Source organism: Amycolatopsis sp. NPDC043885 (assembly GCF_056435685.1).
Genome location: NZ_JBWKEA010000001.1, coordinates 839,674 through 857,774, shown reverse-complemented (window position 1 = coordinate 857,774; position 18,101 = coordinate 839,674). Strand labels below are relative to the sequence as shown.

The following is an 18,101-nucleotide window of genomic DNA, read 5'->3' as shown; positions in this document are numbered from 1 at the left end:
ATTACTGGCAAACGGTGCGTTGGCGGATGGAAAACGATTAAAACTTTGTGTCGGAAAAATGCCAACAATCTGTCGGGATGAGAGGTGATGAAACCGAGAACTGCTTGTAGTGATGCCACAAATTGGTCTGATCCATGTCATGATCGTTCACTCTGATGGAGTCTTCCTTCACTCGATAGTGATCGTGAAGAGTCAGGATGACTTTGTGGGTCGCGTGGCGTCGGGGGACGCGTGCTGACCGGGCCGAGGGGGTCCTTTTCGATGGTGCGTCCGTCAGTGACGCGTGGCTTCAGGCTGCGCACGTTACCCATGGTGTTCCTGATGCTCGCCGGCGTCGTTGTGGTGACGGCGAGTTCGCCGAAGAGTTCGCTGCCGACCCCGGTCGTTCCCGTCGCGGAGGCGCCGGATGCTGCCAGCGCGTTCGCGGCGGCCCGGTTGCAGGGCGCGCCGGTCGGGGTGGCGAACCAGACCGCTGAGGCGAAGAAGGTGCTGGCGAACCCGGACGGGACGTTGACGGCGCAGTTGTCGCCGCAGCCTGTGCGGGTCCGGAAGGGTGACGGTTGGGTGCCCGTTGACACGGCGCTGGCATCCGTGCCGGACGGCACGATCAGGCCGAAAGCGGCCGTGGCCGACATGGCGTTCTCCGCCGGTGGCGAGGGGCCGCTGGTTCGGTTCTCGCGCGAGGGCAAGCGTCTCGCGTTGTGGTGGCCTGACAGGTTGCCGAAGCCTGAGCTCGAGGGCAGCACGGCGAGGTATCGGGAGGTGCTGCCTGGCGTCGACCTGGAGATGCAGGCCGAAGCGGAGGGATACAACCAGCGCTTCGTGGTCAAGACGCCGGAGGCGGGACGCAATCCGGCGTTGGCGTCGATCAAGCTTGGGGTCGAGACGGAAGGCGTGCAGCTCAGTTCGGATGAAGGCGGCCGCGTTCAGGCCGTCGATGGCGACGGCCAGAAGGTCTTCGTGGCGCCGGCGGCGACGATGTGGGACGCGCGGGGGCGGGAAAGCACGAGCACGCCGGTCGGGGTCAAGGTCGATCGCTCCGCGATGACGTTGACGCCGAATGCCGCGATGCTGGCGGATCCGGCTACGCGGTACCCGGTGGTGGTCGATCCGGACATGCGGTCGCCGGGGCAGAGCATGTGGGCGAAGGTCTTCCGAGGACACCCCGACCGGTCGTATGTCAACGGCACGGGCGATGGCGACGCTTGGGCGAAGGTCGGAAAGTGTACCTTCGCGGAATGTAACACGATTGATCTTGCGCGCACGTATTTCCAGTTCGACACGTCTTTCCTAGCCGGGAAAGAGGTGAGTTCGGTGCGTTTCAACACGGTCATGGTGCATCGACCGAGCTGCGGCTTCAAATACCAGAAGCTCTTCATCGCGCGCAGCAATATCTCGTGGGGTCTGAACTGGGCGAATCAGCCTGGTGGGCAGGATATCGGTACGACCCTGGTGCCGGCGAACGATGGCACTGCTTGTCAGGGCTACAAGGCGATCTCGTTCGGTGTTGGCGGCTACTACAGCCCGAGTGGTCCTACCACCTATTACCTGCAGGCGGAGTCGGAATCGGACTCTGACGCTTGGCGCAGGTATGACGTGCCGAGCACGATCCTGGAGATCCGCTACAACACGAAGCCGAACGCGCCGTATGACATGAAGACCGATCCGCCGCTGCCCGCGCCGTGTCGCTGGTGTGGCGGGGTGCCGTATGTCGGGGATCCGTCCATCCGGCTGTTGAGCAGGTTGTCCGACCCGGACGCCAATGACCAGCTCCGTCCGGTCTGGGACATTTACGGTGGTGCTCCGGACCAGCGTGCTCCGGCGATCTACCAGGCATCGGGCGCGTACCACAGCACAGATGTCGATCTGACGAAGCGTGATGGACAACGTGTCACGTGGACGGTGTGGGGGCACGACACGGCGGACGGTGGGCCTTGGCGGAACGGGCCAGGACCGTTCATTGTCGACCGGACGGGTATTGGTATCAAGCCGACTGTGACAGCGCCGCTCTACAAAGCGGACAACCTATGGCACGGTGGTGTCGGCGTGCCGGATGTGTTCGAGTTCGGAGCGAGCGGTGTCGCGGATGTCGATCACTATCTCTATGGCTGGACGGATCCGCCCACGACACCGATCGATGCGGTCGCCCTTGGCGGTAAGGCCTCTGTGAAGCTGACCCCGCCGGGGGACGGGCCGAGGGATCTGTTCGTGCAGAGTGTCGACCGTGCGGGGCATCGCAGTCCGACACAGGCGCACCACTTCTACGTGCGGGCGGGTAACGGCCCGTTGGCACAGTGGTCGTTGGAAGGCAATACGAAGGACACCGCGACGCTCGGGTTCCGCGACGCCACGCTGCACGGTGGGCCCGCGTATGTGCCGGGCAGTACCGGATCCGGTGTCAAGCTGGACGGTGTCGACGACTACGTGACGGCGCCCATTTCGGCGGGCACCTATCCCAGTTTCTCCTTCTCGGGCTGGGTCAACCTCGCGGAGAAGAAGCCCGGCTGGTCGACGCTGCTGAGTCAGAACGCGTCGACGACGGCGATGGTGAAGCTCGGGCACACTGGTACCGCGACCGATCGCTGGGCGTTGGAGTTCAGGCCCGGAAACGACCCGGCTACGGCGCCGACGACGGTGACGTCGATCAGTGCGGCGCAGACGAACACCTGGACTCATCTGGCCGGTGTCTACGACTCCGGGGCGCAGCAGATCAGGCTGTATGTCAACGGTGATCTCCAGGGCAGTGCGGCGTGGAAGGATCCGTGGCCGGCGACGCATGAGTTCGCGGTCGGGCGCGCGATCGTCAACAGTGCCGGGGCTGAGTACCTGGCCGGCGTGGTCGACGAGGTCCGTACCTATGACCGGGTGTTGACCGATGCCGAGGTCAAGTCCGCGGTCACACGCGACAACGTCACCGCGGGCTACTGGAATCTGGACGACGCGGACGGGACGACCGCGCGGAATGCCGCCGCGGGTGGCGAAATGGCGGTGCTGCAGCCCGGTGCGAGGTTCGCTCCTTCGGGCGCGGTCAACGGCGCGGCCACGTTCGACGGTGTCAAGGGCTATGCGGCCACCTCGGGGCCGGTGGTGCGGACGGATCAGAGTTTCGCGGTTACCGCGTGGGTGAAGCCGGACAAGCTCGGGGACATGACCGCCGTCTCCCAGGACGGCACAGCGGTAAGCGGGTTCTACCTCAAGCAGAACAACGGTTCCTGGGTCTTCGGAATGAATCCCGGTGACACCACCGGTGGCACGGCAGTGGAGGCCAGGTCCGATGCGGGCACGGTGCAGACCTTGCCGTGGACCCACCTGGCCGGCGTGTACAACGCGACCGCCAAGACTCTCACCCTCATCGTCAACGGGAAGCAGGTCGTGAGCGTGCCTGCTCCAGCCGCACCGTGGCACGCCGCCGGTCCCTTCGCTTTCGGTCGAGGGAAATACGGGACTCCGCTCGGTTATTGGTCCGGCGGCATCGATGAGGTGCGCGCCTACAGCCGCACGCTCGACCTCTCGGAGATCCAGGGCATCGTCGCTCAGAACAACGTCACGGCCGCCACCTGGAAGCTCGACGGCGACGCGCAGGACACCTCGGGCATGGCGAAACACGGCAGCGCGAAGAACGGTGCTCAGTGGGTCGCCGGGCAAACCAGTTACCCCGATGCGACAGATCTCGCGGTGAACCTGGACGGCGTCGACGACCACGTCAGCGCACCCGCCCCGATCGACAGCAGCATGAGCTTCTCCGTCGCCGCCTGGGTCAAGATGACCAACAAGACCCCGGGCTGGGGCGCTGTGGTCAGCCAGAGCGGGCAGAACGTGTCCGCGTTCAACCTCGGCTATACCGGCACTGCCGATGACCGGTGGGCGTTCGCGATGCACGGCCCCGACAGCACCGCCCCCGCCCAGGTTGTCCGGGCGCGTTCCGCGCAGCCAGTGCAGACCGGTGTCTGGACACATCTCGTCGCGAGCTACGACAGCAACACCGGTGAGATGCAGCTGTATGTGAACGGCACCCTGTCGGGGACCGCGACGTTCACCGCGAAGTGGAACGCGACCACAGAGTTCGACATCGGCCGCGGTAAGTGGAACGGCACTTGGTTGGACGCGTTCGGTGGTGCGGTCGATGACGTCAAGGTCTACAGCCGTACCTTGTTCACCGACGAGATCCGGACGATGTCCGGCCAGGACCTCACCCTGGTGCACAACTGGCAGCTCGACGAATCCAGCGGTACCAAGGTCGCCGACTCCACCGGCGCCCGCACCGGAACACTCGAGCCGGGGGCGCAGTTCGCGCCAGGCCGGGTGGGGAACGCCGTGCAGTTCGACGGAAAGACCGGAGCCATCGGCACCACCGGCGCCGATCTGCGCACGGACGAGAGCTTCAGTGTGTCGGCGTGGGTGTACATGGACCGCAAATCCGACATCGTCTCCAAACTCACCGCGGTCAGCATCGACGGTGAGCGGACCAGCAAGTTCCGGCTCGGGCACGTCGCGGATGAGATGAACGCGACCTGCTTCGGTGGCGAATTCGAGAATCCCAACGCCTGCGGGAAATGGGTGTTCGAGATGGCGGAATCCGACACGGACGCGGCTCCGGTCACCAAAGCCGCGGTGCCGACGTTCCCCGCGGAGATCAATTCCTGGGTTCACCTGGCCGGTACCTATGACCGGCAAACCAAGAAGACCTGGCTGTACGTCAACGGGAACAGGGTCGGTGACGGCACGCTCATCACACGCTGGCAAGCACCCGGTACGACCCAGATCGGGCGAGGCCTGGTCGCGGACAAGCCGGGCCAGCACTGGACCGGGAAGGTCGACGATGTCCGCCTCTACACCACAGCGCTCGACCGCGACAGGATGGTCAGCCTGTACAAGTCCTACCCCGCCGCCGATGGCGGTACCGCGACGTTGCCGGTCGCGGACGCGGGGCAGTGGCGGTTCGACGAGAACGCCGGACTGACAGCTTCGGACGCGAGCGGGCGTGGAATGACCGCGGCGTTGAAGGACGGTGCCGGGTGGGGCGGCGGGCTGAACAGCCCGGGGTTGCGGTTGGACGGGACCACCGGCTACGCGCAGACCGCCGGTCCGGTGCTGGATACGACGAAGAGCTTCTCAGCCGCGGCCTGGGTCCAGTTGACGAAGACCGACAGCGGCTACTACTCGGTGTTCGGGCAGAACGGAAACCGGGTCAGCGCCTTCCTCGTCCAGTACGACGGCAGCACGAAGAGGTGGCGTGTCGTGGTCCCCGGCGAGGACAAGGACGATCCACCGGCGGTCGAGGTCTGGGAGACCCAACCTTCGATCCCCCACAACTGGACTCATCTGGCCGTGGTGTACGACGCCCAGTTCCGGCAGCTGAAGTTGTATGTCGACGGTGTCCAGTCCGGCATCCAGGTCGGGGTCACGACCATTCCGTCCAGCGGGGCCTTCACGATCGGCCGAGGTCGCTGGAACGGCCAGGACGGAGCCTTCTTCCCCGAGAGGATCGACGACGTCCGGTCCTTTTCGAAGGCGCTCACCGACGCGGAGGTGCGGAAGGTCCACGACGACACCCCGCGGGGAGACGGGGGCGCATGGCGGTTCGACGACAGTACTGGACAGGACTACAGCTGGCGGGACAATGCCGTCGTCCCGTCCAGCGGAACGTCGTTCGCACCAGGGATCAGTGGCACAGCACTACAGCTGGACGGGGTGGGCGGCCAGGCGACCGCACCTGAGCGTGGCCTGGCGGCAGAAGACAGTTTCACCGTGTCGGCGTGGGCCAAACTGACCCGAACCGACCAGGTCGCGACCGTGCTGTCCCAAGACGGTTCGAGAATGAGCGGTTTCACGATCCAGTACCGCCCTGAAGTGAACCGGTGGACATTCGGCTCGACCGCGCAAGACGCCGATTCGTCACCGCTGGTTTACGCCAGCTCCTTCGACCCCGCGGTCGTGAACCAGTGGACGCACCTGACAGGCGTCTACGACCAGGCCGCGCGCGAACTCCGCATCTACGTCAATGGGCAGTTCGCCGGCAAGAAACAGAACGTGGTCCTCTGGCAAGCGGACGGTTCGTTCGCGATCGGTCGTGCCAAGTACAACGGGCAACATAAGGAGTTCTTCCCGGGATTGGTCGACGAGGTCTATGCCCGCTACGGGATCGTCTCGGACGCGGCGATCCAGGCGCATGGAGCCTTTCCAGCGACGGATGCCGGCCAGTTCGGACGCTTCCGCGACGGAACAGGCGAGCAGAGGAGTGCGAACACCGGCGAGGCGCCGCCTGCCGGAAATCACTTCGAGAAGAGCCTCGGCATGCTGGTCCCGGCGACACATCCCAACACCCGCGTTCTCTATTCTTGTCGAAACGGTGAAGAATTCTTCACGTCAATGGACAGTTCCTGTGATGGCCACGTCAAGCTCGGTGAAACCGGATCGGTATACACCGTCCAGCCAAGCAACATTCCCACCATGGCGGTCTATCGCTGTGCTTTGGCTGAGGAACATTTCGACAGTAGCGACGAGAATTGCGAAGGCGCGACCCAACTGGGAGTGCTGGGGTACACGCTCGCCTACGCGCCACTCGTGCGGTATTACAACGAGAATGCCTATGACCATCTCAGTACGACGCACGGAGCGCGGCCCGGCTATCACAAGGAGTTCCGCCACGGCTACGTTCCTCTGATCCCGCAGCAAGGTACGCAGCCCTTCACCGCGTGTGTGAACGACACGGACCACTTCGTCTCCCTCGACAGCGCCTGTGAGGGCAAAACCGTCATCGAATCGATCGGTCATCTCTGGACACAGAAACCCGACGACGCCACCGCGAAACCTCTCTACCGATGTGGCAGCAGCGGGACCGAGTCGATGACCAGCGACGACGACAACTGCGAAGGCCTGCCCAAGGACCGATTCCTCGGCTACGTCCTCGCCGACATCCCCCGAGTCGAACCCGTCTTCGCAGCTACGAGCAGTGCGGAACCGACGCCCGGCGCAGCACGGCCATCGACAGTCGGTGGCGGCTAGATCTCCAGCCCAAACCGCGAATCGTCCACCGCACACGAGGTAGCCCCGCGCTGGGGAAGGCCTCACCGCGTCCAGCCTGGAGAACTGATGCGACACAAGTCGTCCACACGCCGTACATCGAGAACCCTCACCGTTGCGCTGATCTGCTCGCTGGTCGTGACCGGCGTCAGCACCTCGCAAGTCGCGAACGCAGCCAACGGCTGGAGCGTCGACTCACCGATAGTCGACTCGACTCCGGTGACGAAGCAGACCATGCAGGGGCGCAACCTCGACGAAGCAAGCTTGGCCGCGCTCACGGGGAACCAGCCCACTGGCTCCACCACGCCCGATGGCGGAGGAACCAGTAAAGCGACGTCGCTTTCGCCCACGGCAACCTGGGACGTATCCACGCAAACGGGAGATTTCTCCTGGTCGTATCCACTGCGTGTGCCTCCCGCCGCAGGGAACCTGACGCCCAACCTCGCCTTGTCCTACACCTCGTCGGCGGTTGACGGGCGCACGAGTGCCACGAACAACCAGGCATCCTGGGTCGGGGACGGGTGGGACCTCCACCCGGGCTTCGTCGAACGGGCTTACGGTGCTTGTCAGGACGACAAAGAGAACGGAACGACGCCGCCGAAGGTCGGTGACCTCTGCTGGAAGAGCGATAACGCGATCGCGTCCTACAATGGGTCCGGTGGCAGGCTGGTTTACGACGCCACGAAGAAGGCATGGCGTCAGAAGAGCGACAACGGCTCGCGAATCGAGCATCTCACCGGCGCCGCGAACGGTGCTCGTGACGGCGAGTACTGGAAGATCACCACGGTCGACGGTACCCAGTATTTCTTCGGGTCCGCGCCGGCGTCGAAGTCGACTTGGACGGTGCCGGTATACGGTGACGACGTCGGTGAGCCGTGTCACGCGGCAGACAACAAGTTCGAAAACTCCGCCTGCGTGCAGGCCTACCGCTGGAATCTCGACAAGGTCGTGGACCGCCACGGCAACCTGATCCGCTACACCTACGACGTCGAGACCAACAACTACGGGCAGAACCTTAAAGACACTCCTGTGTCCTACGTCCGTGGCGGAACGCTCAAGGAGATCCAGTACGGACTTCGTGACGGTGACGCTGCGCCCGCGGTAGGCAAGGTGACTTTCACGACCGAGGATCGCTGCGTTCCCGGCAGCCTGTGCACGCTTGACAAGCCGGAGAACTTCCCGGACGTCGCCTTGGCGGATCGCTGCGAAGGTCCGTCCTGTAAGGACCGTTACAGTCCCACGTTCTGGTCGACGAAACGCCTCGCCAAGATCACTACCCAGGTCCGGTCAGGAACCGGCTACGCGGATGTCGACAGCTGGACTCTGGAACACCAGTTTCCCGACCCTGGTGACGGCCGGAAAGCCGCCCTCTGGCTCAAAAGTGTCATCCATACTGGTCATGTCGGAACACCGATCGCGCTGCCCAAGGTCACCTTCGAGGGCAAGAAGCTCGCGAACCGGGTGGACAAGGGCGACGGGGCAGGCCCCCTGAATCGGTATCGGCTCTCCGCGATCGTCTCCGAAGCCGGCGGTGTCACGACGATCAACTACGCCGCTGCCGACTGTACTGCCGCATCGCTGCCGGACAAACCGGAAACCAACACCAAACGTTGTTTCCCGGCCACCTGGACGCAGCGCGACTTCGCCGAGCGCACCGACTACTTCAACAAGTACGTTGTCGAGTCGGTCGTGGAGTCCGACTGGATGAGTACGAGCAGTGAACAGGTCACCAGCTACTCCTATCCCGAAGGTGCGGCGTGGCACTACTCCACAGCTGATTTCGAGACCGAGAAAGACAAGACCTGGAACGAATTCCGCGGGTTCGGCAAGGTCGTCGTCCGCACCGGCAAACCCGATGACCCCAGCGGGCCGATGGGGTACACCGAAACCCGCTATTTCCGCGGCATGCATGGGGACAAGCTGCCCAACAACGGCTCGCGTACGGCGAGTGTGCAGGACAGTGAGGGCGGCACCTACGTCGACGAGGACTGGCTCCAGGGCTTCACTCTCGAGAGCATCGTCAAGAACGGCGAAGGCGGCGCCATCGTCGGCAAGACGATCACCGAACCGACCTGGCAAGGCCCGACAGCCACCCAAGGCTCCTTAAAGGCATACCTGGTCAACACCGGTGTCAAGCGAGGGTTCGCGGCACTGGCCTCGGGTGGCTGGCGCGTCGCGAAATCCACGACGGAATACGATCCCAACGGCTTGCCCATCAAGGTCAACGACTTCGGTGACATCGCCGTCTCCGGGGACGAACACTGCACGACCACGACATACGCGCAGAACACCACACGATGGCTTTTGAGCTTCCCCTCGAGGGTCGAGACTCTCTCTGCGGCCTGCGGTCTGCTGCCGGTATATCCGCGAGACACCATCTCCGACGTCCGATTGTCCTACGACACCCTCGCGAATGGTGCTCCGCCCACGGTCGGCGATGTCACGCTGGCTGAAGAAGTCGACAGCTACAACGGCTCCACTCCGGTTTACCGGACCAGTTCCAGGACCAAACTCGATGTCTACGGTCGTCCGCTCGAGGTCACCGATGCCGAGGGCAACACCGTTACCTCCACCTATACGCCGGCCGTCGGTGGTCCCGTCACACAGCTCGTCACCTCCAACGCCTTGGGGCACAAGACGACCACCGCGTTCGAGCCCGCGTGGGGATTGCCCCGGACGGTCACCGATCCCAACAACCGCGTCACGGAGATCAGTTATGACGCGCTCGGGCGCAAGGCGGAAGTCTGGCAACCGAACCGGCCCCGAGCAGAGAACGCTCAAGGCAACGCCCGCTTCGCCTACGACGTCCGGAAGGACGCCCCCAGCTCGATCACCACGACCCGGATCGGCCCTAACGGGAACTACACCACTTCGACCGCGATCCTCGACGGTCTCTACCGGACCCGGCAAGCCCAGGCACCCGCGCCTGGCGGCGGCAGGCTGCTGGTGGACACGCGATACGACTCACAGGGCCGGGCCTACAAGACAACCCAACCCTTCTACAACGACCAACCCGTCGATACCTCGCTCTGGGAGGCCAGCGACACCAAGGTCCCCGGACTGACCGTTACCGAGTTCGACGGGGCCGGCCGGGCCACCGCATCGATCTACCGGGCCGGTGGACAGGAGAAGTGGCGAACGAGCTCGGCCTACGGTGGAGACTCGATCAGCATCACGCCGCCGGAAGGTGGTCTCGCGACCACCACGATCACCGACGCCCGTGGCCGCACTCGCAGTCTTCGGCAGTACCACGGCACCCAGCCGACAGGCGACGACTACGACGAAACCAAATACGACTACACCCCTTCCGACAAGCTCGCCGCCATCACCGACTCGAGTGGCAACCGCTGGTCCTACACCTACGACATCCACGGCTCGCTGATCCGCACCGACGATCCCGACCGCGGCGCCACCACCTACACCTACAACAAGCTGAACCAGCAGACCAGCAGCACCGACGCCCGCAACACCACCCTCGCCTACCGCTACGATCAACTCGGCCGCAAGACCGGCGTCTTCAAAGACAACCTGTCGGGAACCAAACTCAACGAATGGGTCTACGACACCGCGCCCAAAGGCATCGGGAAGGTCGCGTCGTCAACTCGCTGGGTCGACGGAAACCCCTACGTCAAGAAGGTCAACGTCTACGGACCGCTGTATCAACCGACCGTCCAATCGATCATCATCCCGCCGGTCGAAGGGCCGAAACTCGCCGGCACCTACCAATCGTTCCTGCAGTACAACCCGGACGGAAGCGTCGGCGGCGCCGGCGTTCCCAAGGCCGGTGACTTACCTGCCGAGAGCATGCTCCACGTCTACGACGATCTCGGGAACCCCCTCACGACCGAGGGCAGCTGGGACGGCCCCGACTACCAGGACTACGTGTCGGGGACCGAGTACACCCGCTACGGCGAACCACAACGATTGCAGCTCGGCGGCGAGAGCAGCACCAGCACCGACGGAAAACGTTCCTGGCTGTCGTACTACTACGACACCAACACCCGGCGGCTCGATCGCACCATCGTCGACGCCGAGGTCCCGCAGCCGATGCAGACCGACACCCGCTACACCTACAACCCGGCGGGCAATATCACCTCGATCGGTAACGCCCCGCTCGGGCAGCCGGTCGACAAGCAGTGCTTCGGCTACGACTATCTGAAACGCCTCACCGAGGCATGGACCCCCGCCAACGCCGACTGCGGCGCTCCCCCGGCGGTCAACGCCCTCGGTGGCCCGGCCCCGTACTGGCAGTCCTTCACCTATGACAAGTCCGGCAACCGGACCGGTGACACCCAGCACCTGGCCGGTGGCGACATCACCCGCAAGTACAGCTACGCCGCTCCCGGCACCGCCAAACCGCATGTGCTCAACTCCGTCACAACAGAAGGGCCTGCGGGCGCCAAGACGACTCAGTACACCTACGACCAACTCGGCAACACCAAAACCCGCCCCGGCGTCTCCGGGCAGCAGAACCTCGAATGGAACGTCGAGAACAAGCTCGAAAAGGTGACCGAGGGCGCTACGGACACGTCATTCCTCTACGACGCCGACGGCGATCGGCTGATCCGGCGTGATCCGACGGGCACGACGCTCTACCTCGGTCAACAGGAGGTTCGCCTCGACAAGACGAGCGGGAACGCGACCACGACGAGGTACTACACCCACGGCGGAGCGACCGTCGCGATGCGGACCAACACCGCCCTGACCTGGCTGGCGGGTGATCACCAGGGCACCACACAGGTTGCGATCAACGCGAACGACCTCACCGTCAAGCAGCGACGCCAAACCCCCTTCGGTAGCCAGCGTGGCCCGGACGCGGGCATGCCGGGTGAGCGTGGTTTCGTCGGTGGCACGATCGATGCCTCGACCGGGCTCACGCATCTCGGTGCTCGTGACTACGACCCGGATCTGGGCCGGTTCGTGTCGCTGGATCCGCTTCTCGACCCGTCCAGCCCGCAGCAGATCAATGGCTACAGCTATGCCAACAACAACCCGATCGCGCTGAGTGATCCCACTGGCCTCGCGCCTGAGGACTCGCCGGGCTATTGCGTCGGGTGGCGGGGCGACTGCGGGATCGACCCGGTGGCCGGAAGCGGTATCCACGGTCACTACAGCCCCCAGCAGCTCACGAACATGAACGTCAAGCGCGGCCAGCCCGGTGCGAACGAGAAACGCCGGCAGTTTTACCAGGCGCAGATGAACGGGGCGAAGAAGCAGAAGCGCCGCCCTCAGACTCTTCTGGAATGGGCGGACGCTGTAGCGGTGCCCTGGACCGGCGCAGGCGCGGTCTGGCAGTTGTTCAGGTCGGAAAGCCTTTCCGACGCCGCACATAACAGCCTTGACATCATCGGCTATCTCCCCGGGCCCGGCGAGGCTGCTGATATCATCAACGCGACAATATATCTCGGTGAAGACGATCTAGCTAACGCCGCGTTTTCTGCCGGTTCCGCTATTCCCATCGCCGGCTGGGTGGCTGCAGGAGCCAAGGCTGCTGCTAAGCAGGGAACGAAGTTGGCCGGCGACGCGGGCCCGGCCGCGGCTAAATGTGCCACGTCGAATAGTTTTGTCACGGGTACTCGGGTGTTGCTTGTCGGCGGGGTGACGAAGCCGATCGAGGAGGTCGAGGTCGGTGACGAGGTCGTCGCCACAGACCCTGAAACCGGCCGCACCGAGCCGCGTCCGGTAATCGCGACCATCGTCGGTGAAGGTCAGAAGAACCTGGTCGAACTGACCGTCGACACCGACGGTGCCAGCGGGGACAAGGTCGGTGTGGTCATCGCGACCGATCAACACCCGTTCTGGTCACCAGGCCGCGCGTCCTGGACCGACGCGACCGACCTCAAAGCCGGTGATACCCTTCGCACGGACACCGGAGTGGCCGTCACCGTGGTCAAGGTCGACCGGTGGCAGGCCCAGCGTCAACGGGTCTACAACCTCACCGTCAACACCCTGCACACCTACCACGTCCTGGTGGGTGAGATCACGTCGGTCCTCGTCCACAACTGTTCTCTGGATCCGATCGCGAAGAACATTGCCGATCATGCCAATGAGAGGGCGCTTGCCGGTGACGGGACTCATTTCGTGCGTGGCGTCGACGAGCGAGCGCTAGGGCACTATGTTGACGGAATAATCAACGGGCAGGTTCCAAATATCGAGACCAGATACCTCAGGAACGGGCGAGTCGGGTACTGGGATTCAAGTAAGGGTGCTGTTGTGATTGAGGATGGAGTGGGCGGAACTGTGTATACACCTCGAGGTGGATATGATTGGTTCAAGAATGTCCTTGAGTGATCCTAGTGATAAAAGGGCAGGTGGAGTCGGAGGCTCCCAATTCGACGTCCTTCTTAGCGGAAGTCAATTTAAGGTCATCCGGCAAGTGACCTATCAATTGCGTGAGTATGAGGAGAGGATTACCGCAAGCGGGGTCGCGCCCCCCGGAGTAGTATCAATTCTGGTCGAATTCGTAAATTCGCTCAAGAATATTGTCGGACAGGACGTAAGGGTTCGGATTATTTCCGACGATGAGCGCGAGGTCGGCTCAGTCTCTGTACCTACTCTGCGTCCTCTGCCATCCGACGTTTTGGATAGTCGGGAAGCGGTTGGGAAGCTGGCTGGTCATCTGATTTCCAGCTGGCTGCAGTCGATGCAATATGTAGTCTCGTTGTTGGGGGGTCGAGAGTTGTTTCTGCGCACCGGATACGAGCTTGATGAGATTGGGGGTGTGCTTGAGGAATTCGAAGTAAACCGCTCCTAAGGCAGGACCTTCGAGAGCAGGTCGTGCAGCTCAAGTCTTCGGCGTATAGAGTCGCCCGCCGCGGACAGGACTTCACTAGGAACAGGCGCATGCGACCGTAGTCGTGCGGTACTGGCGCCACTGGTCTCATCAGGCTTCATCGGTTGTTCCTTGATGGAGGGCCCCAATGTTTTCGGGTCGATGAGAGGAAGATCCCCTAGGAGTCTGTTGGCAGATAACGAGGGGCGAGCCGTGAGCGTGTTGTGAAGGCATGAGGCGGGCTTCTGGTAGATCGAGATGTACTACCAACTCGACAACTGATCGTGACCGTGAAGCGGAGCCATGGCGAGGTCCGAATCGCTCACTTATCGCTTGCCGGTAGTCCGATGGCTGCCAATATCCCCGGATATGCCTCGCTGGCGCGGCTTCTCGGTGGCAGGCTGTAGTGTCCGAAGTGTATTGAGCATCCGGTCTCTGATTGGAAGCGAGCACGGCATGGCACTCGATTGCCCGCAGGCGAGGCCGCGAGACGCATTTGCCTCGTTGGGACCAACGTATCCGAGGCAGCACAGGGCGGGACACGGACAAGGGCATGCCGTGAACGGCAGCGCTGGCCGTCCGTGGTTGGCGAGTGGAGCGTTGGGGGATCGCGCCGTCTCCGATTGGGCTCCGTTGCCGACGTAGAGCCCGGCACGGCCCGATACGGCCTGGTACCCGGTTCGGCGGCGATGTCCGTGTTGACCTGCACGGATGATCAGAATCCGACACTTCGCGGCACTGCCTGGCACGGTGGCGGAGGGGACTTTTAATCCGTAGGTTCTGGGTTCGAGCCCCAGGCGGCCCACTCACTCGACATTCCCGCTGACCAGCGGGGATGTTCTTGTTTGTGGATCATGTGGTCGTCGGCGTGATCTTGGGTGGGCTCGCGGTGGGCTCTCCCAGCGCTCCGTACAGGAAGATCTCTGCAGCACTCGAGCAACGGCGTATCCGAGGGCGTGCTTCACCGTCGCGGGTTTGTGCCCTTTCTTGATCGGGCTTTACAGGTCTCCAGGGTCTCAGGCAGCGGTGTTCGTGTGGCGGGTCCGTCTGCCGGCGGCCACCGGGCGGCGCAGGGACGCGGCGGCGCGGCACCCCGCAGGCGCGTGCCCGTGGCGCTGACGGTGTCGAGGATGAGCCGAGCCGTGGCTTCTGGCGGAGTCGCGGGCCAGGCTCGGCAGTACGCTGACGTAGCTGTCGGCGGGTGAGCACGATGCTGTGCCCGAGCAGGTGCTGCACGGGTTTAAGGTCGCTGCCCGCGGCGAGGGGACAGGTTGGCCGTGCCTTGGCGCAGGTCGTGCAGCCGGAAGAGGCTTGTCAGCGAGTTGGGTCACCGTCGATGGTCGCGCCGACTGCCGGAGGTACACCGTCCTCGGACATCACGGGGCTTCCACCGACGCCGCTCTGGGTTTCACCAATCGGCGGCGAACAGTGGTAGAGCCGGCAGACGTGGTCCGCAAGCAGTTCCTGTGGGACGTGTCCTGTTGCCGTTCCCGGATACCCGTCTCGACCCCGGCACCAGCCGCGTCGTCGCAGAGCTCGCTGCGGCGCTGTGCGCAACCGTCACGCTTCCGCGGTTGTCCAGATGAGGGCTGTTCGACGCCGAGACCGCGGACGCCCTGCACCGGGCAGGCGCCGAGGTCGTGCTGCCGCTGCCCAACCCAGGATCGGTCGCGGCGGCGCGATGGAGCTGGCTGGTCGGCTGCCAGCTTGACGAGCTGGGTTGTGACCGTTCAAACGGTACAGTTGGCCGCCAACGAGGATTCCGATTCCCTCGAAACTGGCGACGGTGTCTCCTGCCCTGCGCATGTGGAGCCGCATGAGCGAGCGTCACACCGGGAATCGGCAGCGCAACCGACAAGGCGGACGCGCAAATAACATGTCTCGATCCTCAGCTTTGAAAAATGTCTTCGCCTCAGTGAAACTCTCCAGCATCAATTGGGAGCGTGCCGCGCGAAGAGAAAACGTCGCCGAACAATGCAAGGCAAGAATGGTTGCCCATGGCTGAGTCCCCTCGACGCCAACTCTCAGCCTGCCGCAGGATCCCGTGGAGCGACGAATCCGCCACACGTGTGAACCGGTCCAGCGCATTGCTTCCTGGTCGGCGTCGCGCGATGGCCGTCGGAGCTGTTCCCAAGAACCTCGCCGTCGCCCTGGCGGAGCCTGTCACGCTCGTACACCACTCGCTTCGACCGGACGTGTTCGGCGATATGGTGGCGCTCCGACTGCACCAGCGGTGGCTTTCGCCGGGTTCGCGGCCGGGTCGGGTTCATTGACGAGCAGCTGGCGCGGCATCTGCCGGGCAACTTCGACCGCCTCGGTCCTGCCAATCCGCTCCATGCTTGGCGGGACGTTCGCCGGAGTACGACCGCTATTTGTGCCCGCGACGTCCTGAGGTGGCCACAACGAATGGCTGCTGTTCGACGACAACCTTCGGGCGGTGTGAATGGTCGGTGAGGGGTGGGTATCGGTCAGCGCAGGATTCCATCGTGCAATGCGCGGAGCACGGCGTTGGTGCGGTCGCGCGCTCCGAGCTTGAGCAGGATCGTCGACACATGGTTCTTGATCGTGCCCTCGGCCAGGAACAGGGCTCCAGCGATCTCGCGGTTGTTGTACCCCGCGGCCATCAACCGCACCACCTCCAGCTCGCGCCCGGTGAGTTCCCGCACGGGCGGTGCGTCGGCTCCGGCTGGTGGGGGACCGGACCGGATCGCGCGCAGCAGGCGGCTGGTGATCGACGGCGCGATGAGCGTGCCGCCCTCGGCCAAGGTGCGGACCGCGCGGGTCAGTTGTTCCAGGGTGACGTCCTTGAGCAGGTAGCCGCGGGCGCCCGCCCGAAGCGCGTCCAGCACGAGCGTGTCGTCGTCGAAGGTGGTGAGCACGAGGACCGGCGTGTCGAGACCGCGTTCGCGAAGGCGCTCAAGTGTCCAGATCCCGTCGTACCGGGGCATTCGCAGGTCGAGCAGCACCACGTCCGGGGCGAGGGCCGCGATGAGTTCCAGCGCGGCTTGCCCGTCGTCGGCCTCGCCGACGACATCGACGTCGGCGAGGCCAAGCAGTCCGCAGATGCCCTGTCGTACCAGTGTCTGGTCGTCGACCACCACGACGCGGGTCACGACGTGGGCATCCGGGCGGTGACCCGGAACCCTTTCCGGCCGTCGACACGCACCTCGCCGCCGAGCGCCTCGAACCGTTCGACGAGCCCGCGCAATCCGTTGCCGAGTACCGGATCGGCCGCGCCGTTGCCGTCGTCCGCGGCGGTGAGGCACACCGCGTCGCCGTCTGCCGAGATGTCGATCCACATCTCGCGCGCGTCGGCGTGCCGGATCGTGTTGGTGACGATCTCCTGTGTGGCCCGCACGAGCGCCGCGGTCTGCTCCTCGCTGGTCCGCACCTCGGACGCGACCTCGATCGCCACTTTGAGGTCGGGCAGATCGCACACGATCCGGCGCAGGGCCGTGGTGAGGTCCGGGAATTCGATGCGCAGCTTGCTGACGGTGGCGCGGACGTTGCCGAGCAGGTCGCGGGCTACCTGGTTGGCTCGCTCTACGTGTTCCCTGGCCCGTTGCCCGTCTTGGTGGCGGGCCACTTCGAGTTCCAGCGCGAGCACGGTGAGCTGGTGGCCGAGAAGGTCGTGCAGGTCGCGGGAGATCCGGAGCCGCTCGGCGGTGCGCGTCGATTCCGCCAGCAGCACGCTCACCGCTCGCAGTTCGATGTGCGCCTCGGCCAGCTCCCGGCGCATTCGCTGCTCCCGGAGGAACGCCAGTGAGCTGAGCAGGGTCGCCACCTGGATCAGCGCGTAGAAGCCGGCACCGAGCACCACGCCGGCGGTGTCGTCCACCTTCAACGCTGTGACCGAGGCGATGACCGCGGTGTTGAGGCCCACCACCGCGAAGCCCGCCCACGCCGGCACGACGTAGACGCTCACCGCGGCGACGACCACGAGCAGGACCGGCAGCAGACCCAAGTGCGTCGCGGACGCCACCAGCCCCCACCCGGCCACGACCGCGGTCGCGTAGGCGGTCCGCCGGACCCGCAGAGGAGGAACCGCGCCCACGGAGATGAGAATGGTGGCGACGAACACCGCGAACAGCACGACCCACCAGAAGCGCGGAACGGCCGACTCGTTCACCCCGACCAGTACCGGGCCGACGACGACCATCGACACGACGAACATCACCAGACCCGACCACTCGTCCGGACCGAGTCGACGCATGAACCCACTCTACGGTCTGGTCCGACCGACATCGGGTGCCAAAAGTCATGGTTCGTTTTCCTGACCGCCGGCACCCGCGAATGCCTGCCCGGC

4 protein-coding genes are annotated in these 18,101 nt (G+C 64.3%); 2 read left to right on the top strand and 2 right to left on the bottom strand.

The window, feature by feature from the left end; translation table 11 throughout:
• Window positions 1-321: 321 nt before the first annotated feature.
• Both AC069I_RS04290 and AC069I_RS04285 read left to right on the top strand, forming a co-directional pair.
• Complete coding sequence (locus AC069I_RS04290) at window positions 322-7,005, top strand: LamG domain-containing protein (RefSeq protein WP_478264827.1); 6,684 nt, start codon at window positions 322-324, stop codon at window positions 7,003-7,005.
• A gap of 87 nt (window positions 7,006-7,092) precedes the next feature.
• Window positions 7,093-13,314 carry a polymorphic toxin-type HINT domain-containing protein gene (locus AC069I_RS04285; protein WP_478264826.1) on the top strand — a complete coding sequence of 2,074 codons (6,222 nt, stop codon included), beginning with the start codon at window positions 7,093-7,095 and terminating at the stop codon, window positions 13,312-13,314.
• A gap of 2,949 nt (window positions 13,315-16,263) precedes the next feature.
• Here AC069I_RS04285 and AC069I_RS04280 read toward each other — a convergent pair.
• Together AC069I_RS04280 and AC069I_RS04275 are read right to left on the bottom strand one after the other, a co-directional pair.
• Window positions 16,264-16,908: a response regulator gene (locus AC069I_RS04280; RefSeq protein ID WP_478223637.1), complete on the bottom strand. Its 645-nt coding sequence runs from the start codon at window positions 16,906-16,908 to the stop codon at window positions 16,264-16,266.
• Window positions 16,905-18,008, bottom strand: a complete 1,104-nt coding sequence (locus AC069I_RS04275; protein ID WP_478264825.1) for a sensor histidine kinase — start codon at window positions 18,006-18,008, stop codon at window positions 16,905-16,907. Before AC069I_RS04275 ends, AC069I_RS04280 begins: the two co-directional genes overlap by 4 nt.
• Window positions 18,009-18,101: the final 93 nt, after the last annotated feature.